3 protein-coding genes and 2 pseudogenes are annotated in these 5,047 nt (G+C 70.7%); 1 reads left to right on the top strand and 4 read right to left on the bottom strand.

All coding sequences use genetic code 11. The features are described 5' to 3' along the window. Both N4P33_RS32675 and N4P33_RS32670 read right to left on the bottom strand, forming a co-directional pair. Positions 1-230, bottom strand: a pseudogene (locus N4P33_RS32675) (hypothetical protein); the annotation flags it as partial. 80 nt (positions 231-310) lie between these two features. Then, the gene (locus N4P33_RS32670) at positions 311-1,522 is read right to left on the bottom strand and encodes a pyridoxal phosphate-dependent aminotransferase (protein WP_260830557.1); all 1,212 of its coding nucleotides are present in this window, start codon (positions 1,520-1,522) and stop codon (positions 311-313) included. 316 nt (positions 1,523-1,838) lie between these two features. Between N4P33_RS32670 and N4P33_RS32665 the strand changes: the two genes are divergently transcribed. Next, the gene (locus tag N4P33_RS32665) at positions 1,839-2,765 is read left to right on the top strand and encodes a serine protease (RefSeq protein WP_260830556.1); all 927 of its coding nucleotides are present in this window, start codon (positions 1,839-1,841) and stop codon (positions 2,763-2,765) included. A gap of 22 nt (positions 2,766-2,787) precedes the next feature. On the opposite strand, the gene N4P33_RS32660 is transcribed toward N4P33_RS32665, so the two are convergent. Together N4P33_RS32660 and N4P33_RS32655 are read right to left on the bottom strand one after the other, a co-directional pair. Next, positions 2,788-4,398, bottom strand: coding sequence for an amidohydrolase family protein (locus tag N4P33_RS32660; RefSeq protein WP_260830555.1), 1,611 nt, complete (start codon positions 4,396-4,398; stop codon positions 2,788-2,790). 9 nt (positions 4,399-4,407) lie between these two features. Next, positions 4,408-5,047: pseudogene (locus tag N4P33_RS32655) on the bottom strand (amino acid deaminase); the annotation flags it as partial.

The raw sequence follows: 5,047 nt of genomic DNA, 5'->3' as shown, positions 1-5,047 counted from the left end.
GGCGTACGTCCTCCCCGCAGCCGGGTCACCTGGGCGGCCAGGCGTTCCGCCGCGGTGTCCAGGTCGGCCGAGGGTGCCGTCGCGCGCAGCTCGTCGGTGACGGCGAGCAGGGCGGCGAGATGGCCCGCGAGCTGGATGTCCAGCTCCTCCTCGCGGGAGCGGTGGGGGAAGTCGTGGGGGGTGCCGGCCATCGTGCGGTGGACCGACTTGGTGCGGATCGGTTCGTACATGGATGGCCTCCCGTGAGCTGTCAGGAAGCCATCCTAGCTTAGAATCAATCTAAAGTTGAGTCGTCCATGAAATCCGGGGCTCAGGGCTGGCCGTAGCCGTCCAGGAAGCGTCCGATGCGGCCCACGGCGTCCCGCAGGTCGGCGACCGAGGGCAGGGTGACCACGCGGAAGTGATCCGGCTCCGGCCAGTTGAAGCCGGTGCCCTGCACGACCATGATTTTCTCGCGCCTGAGCAGGTCCAGGACCATCTGCCGGTCGTCGCGGATCTTGAAGACGTTCGGGTCCAGCCGCGGGAAGAGGTACAGCGCCCCCTTCGGCTTCACACAGCTCACGCCCGGGATCTGGGTCAGCAGCTCGTACGCCACGTCCCGCTGCTCGCGCAGCCGTCCGCCCGGCAGCACCAGGTCGTTGATCGTCTGCCGTCCGCTGAGCGCGGCGACCACTCCGTGCTGGCCCGGCATGTTCGCGCACAGGCGCATGTTCGCCAGGATCGTCAGGCCCTCGATGTAGGAGTCGGCGTGCGCGCGCGGGCCGGAGATCGACATCCAGCCCACCCGGTAGCCGGCCACCCGGTACGCCTTCGACATGCCGTTGAAGGTGAGGGTGAGCAGATCGGGGGCGACGGCGGCGGTGGGGGTGTGGACGGCGTCGTCGTAGAGGATCTTGTCGTAGATCTCGTCCGAGCAGACCAGCAGGTTGTGGCGGCGGGCGATGTCCGTGAGCCCCTTGACGACGGCCTCGTCGTAGACCGCGCCGGTGGGGTTGTTGGGGTTGATGATGACGAGCGCCTTGGTGCGGTCGGTGACCTTGCGCTCGATGTCGGCGAGGTCGGGCATCCAGTCGGACTGCTCGTCGCAGCGGTAGTGCACCGCCGTGCCGCCGGACAGCGAGACGGCCGCCGTCCACAGCGGGTAGTCCGGCGCCGGGACCAGCACCTCGTCGCCGTCGTCCAGCAGGCCCTGCATCGCCATGACGATCAGCTCGGAGACGCCGTTGCCGATGAACACGTGCTCGACGTCGGTCTCGATGCCGAGCGTCTGGTTGTGCATCACGACCGCCCGGCGGGCCGCGAGAAGGCCCTTCGCGTCGCCGTAGCCGTGGGCCGAGGACACGTTGCGGAGGATGTCCTCAAGGATCTCGGGCGGGCACTCGAAGCCGAACGCCGCCGGGTTGCCGGTGTTCAGCTTGAGGATCCGATGCCCGGCCGCCTCAAGCCGCATCGCCTCCTCGAGCACCGGGCCCCGGATCTCGTAACAGACGTTGGCGAGCTTGGTCGACTGGATCACCTGCATGCAGGGAGCTTACGGCCCGGAAATGTCCCATGGGCCGTGTTTCCCGCCACGTGAGACGCGACGGTTTGCCTCGAAGTACCCGCATGGTCCCCTCATGACCGCCAACCTCCTCTGCCCCGGCCCGTGTTCCCTCCATGACCTTCACACCGACCCTCCCCAGGACGGTCGCCCCCTGCTTCCCGCTCCCGGGTGAAGGTGCTACCGGCCGGAAACAAACCCTTGTCCCCCCGCGGCCGCCGTGATGACAATGCGCATGACAATTCTGTGGGCGGCCGGAGGATTCCGGTCGCCTCCGTCGCAATGAGGGGACCCCCACATGAGAAAACCTCTCGTCGTCGCGCTGTGCGCCCTGGCGATGGCCGGTGCCGGCGCGGCGCCCGCGGTCGCCGCCGAGCCCTCCCCCACGGGCGCGGACTCGAGCACGACCACGGGCACCACCACCGGCACGGTGATGGACACCGTCAACGGCGTCCTCGACACCGTGTCCGGCCTCACCGCGCCGAAGGCCGGCGCGGTGAACTTCGCCGGGACCGTCGCGCTCAGCAACTGCTCCGGCTCCGTCGTCCGCATGCCCGGCTCGGCGGACGACGACCCCGCGCTCGTCCTCACCAACGGTCACTGCCTGGAGAGCGGCTTCCCCGCGCCCGGCCAGGTCCTCGTCGACCGCGCCTCCAGCCGCACCTTCTCCCTGCTCAGCTCCTCCGGCTCCCGGGTCGCCACCCTGCGCGCCGACCGCCTCGTCTACGCGACGATGACCGACACGGACGCGGCGATCTACCGGCTGCGCACCACCTACGCGCAGATCAAGAGCGCGTACGGCATCGACGCGCTCACCCTCGACGCGAACCGCCCGGCGGCCGGGACCTCCATCAGCGTGGTCTCCGGCTACTGGAAGCGGATCTACAACTGCTCCGTCGACGGCTTCGCGTACCGCATGAAGGAGGGCGACTGGACCTGGAAGGACTCGGTCCGCTACACCCCCGAGTGCAACACCATCGGCGGCACCTCCGGCTCCCCGGTCGTCGACAGCGCCACCGGCAAGGTGGTCGCCGTCAACAACACCGGCAACGAGGACGGCGAGCGCTGCACGGTCAACAACCCGTGCGAGGTCGACGAGAACGGCACCGTCACCGTCCGCCAGGGCATCAACTACGCCCAGCAGACCTACCAGTTCCCCGCCTGCTTCGGCGTGGACAACAAGCTCGACCTGAGCGCGAGCGGCTGTCTGATCCCCAAGCCGTGACCCTCGTCTGACGGGCGGGCGGTCACCGGGGAGTCCGGCGCACCGCCCGTCCCGCCAGGACATCGGTGCGCCGCCCGTCCTCGATCACGAACCGTCCGTCCACCAGCACGTACGGGATGCCCGTCGGCAGGGTCCGCGGCTCGGCGAAGGTCGAGCCCGCCGCCACCGTCTCCGGGTCGAACAGCACCAGGTCCGCCTTGTACCCCTCGCGGACCAGCCCCCGGTCCGGCAGCCGCAGCCGCGCGGCCGGGCGGGACGTCAGATGGGCGACGCACTCCTCCAGCGACAGCACCCCCAACTCCCGGACGTAGTGCCCGAGATAGCGCGGGAAGGTGCCGTAGGCGCGCGGATGCGGCTTGGCGCCCTGGAGGATGCCGTCCGAACCGCCCGTGTGCACGCGGTGCCGCATGATCGCCCGCACGTTCTCCTCGTGGCCCACGTGCTGGAGGATCGTCGGCGCCAGCCGGTCCCGCAGCAGCAGCTCACGCGCGACCGCCCAGGGACTCTCGCCGCGCACCCGCGCCGACTCCAGCACCGTACGGCCGACGTACGCGCCCAGCGCGGGATCGCCGACGCCCGAGATCTCGATCGTCTCCCACTCCACGGGCACCCCGTGGCAGCCGTCCGAGCCGGTCACCTCCAGGTGGTGCCGGATCTGCTCGGCCGTCTCCTCGTCCGCGAGCCGCTTCAGGATCGCCTCCGGGCCGCCCTCGCTCACCCAGCTCGGCAGCAGCGCCACGAGGGTGGTGCAGCCGGGCGTGTACGGGTATGTGTCGAGGCTGATGTCGGCCCCGGCGTCCAGCGCCTCGTCCAGCAGCGCCAGCAGTTCGGGCGCGCGGCCCTTGTTCACGCCGAAGTTCATCGTCGCGTGCGCCAGATGCAGCGGGCAGCCGGCCTCGCGGGTGAGCGCGACCATCTCCTCGTAGGCCTGAAGGGCACCGGCCCCGTACGAGCGGTGGTGCGGGCAGTAGTAGCCGCCGTACGACGCCACCACCCGGCACAGCTCGGTGAGTTCGGCGTCCTTGGCGTACATGCCCGGCGTGTACGTCAGCCCGGACGACAGGCCGACCGCACCCTGCTCCATGCCCTGAGCGACCAACTGCCGCATCCGGTCCAGCTCTTCGGGCGTGGCCTCCCGGTCCTCCCAGCCCACGGCCAGCGCACGGACGGTGCCCTGCGGGATCAGATAGGCCGCGTTCACCGCGATCCCGCGATCGAGCCGGTCCAGATACTCGCCGACCGACCGCCAGTCGAAGTCGATGTCGTCGCCCGTGCCGTTCCAGCCGGCGATGGCCCGGCGCACCTCGCCGAGCGTGCGGTCGTCGACCGGCGCGTACGACAGCCCGTCCTGCCCGAGCACTTCCAGCGTCACGCCCTGCGCGGCCTTGGCGGAGTGGTCGGGGTCGCGCAGCAGCGCCAGATCGCTGTGGGCGTGCATGTCGATGAAGCCGGGGGAGAGGACCAGCCCCTCCGCGTCCAGCTCACGGCGTGCCTTCGGCCGCTGGCAGCCCGCCGCGGCGGCCTCCTTCACGATGGACACGATCCGGCCGCCGTCGACGACCACGTCCGCGCGGTACGACCCCTCCCCGGAGCCGTCGACGACGTCCGCGTCCCGTATGACGAGCTCTTCCACGACGGCCTCCTAGAAGAACGTGCGGATGTAGTCGACGACCGTGCCGTCCGCCTCCGCCACGGGGATCAGCACCCACTTGTCGAACGACGTGCACGGGTGGGAGAGCCCGAGCCCCACCCAGTCGCCCACCCGGAGATCGGCCTCCTCGGTGGTGCGCAGCCAGGCGTGCTGGTCGGACAGGGCGGTCACCGTGATCCCGGCCGCCGGACGCTCGGCGCCGTCCCGGCGGACCACCTGGGCGAACGGCAGATCGAGGTCGTACGCCGCGTCCCGCTTGCCCGCGTTGAGGAACGCCTGCTCGGACGAGGGCCGGGAGACCACCTGCGCCCACAGACGGAACGCGGGCTCCAGGGCGCCCTCCTCGGGGACCCGGTTGAAGGGGGTCAGCTTGCGGTAGTGCCCGTCGTCGTGCGAGACGTACGCACCCGAGCGCAGCAACTTCAATACGGGCAGGGACAGTTCCGGGATCTCGGCGAAGACGTCGGCGACCGCGTCGAACCAGGCGCTGCCGCCCGCGCTCACCACGATCTCGTCCAGCCCGGCGAACCGGCCCGCCTTGTCGAACTCCACGGCCAGCGCGACCAGCCGGCGCAGCCACGCGTGCACCCGCTCCGGGTCGGCCCCCGGCACCTCGCCCTCGTACCCGGCG

The organism is Streptomyces sp. 15-116A, from assembly GCF_025290915.1.
Lineage (GTDB): Bacteria > Actinomycetota > Actinomycetes > Streptomycetales > Streptomycetaceae > Streptomyces.
The sequence above is the reverse complement of the archived record's forward strand: the minus strand, read 5'-3'. Positions and strand labels throughout refer to the sequence as shown.

Excerpts from the sequence above, each read along its gene's own strand:
- N4P33_RS32670 (WP_260830557.1), bottom strand. The coding sequence starts at position 1,522 with ATGCAGGTGATCCAGTCGACCAAGCTCGCCAACGTCTGTTACGAGATC.
- N4P33_RS32665 (WP_260830556.1), top strand. The coding sequence starts at position 1,839 with ATGAGAAAACCTCTCGTCGTCGCGCTGTGCGCCCTGGCGATGGCCGGT.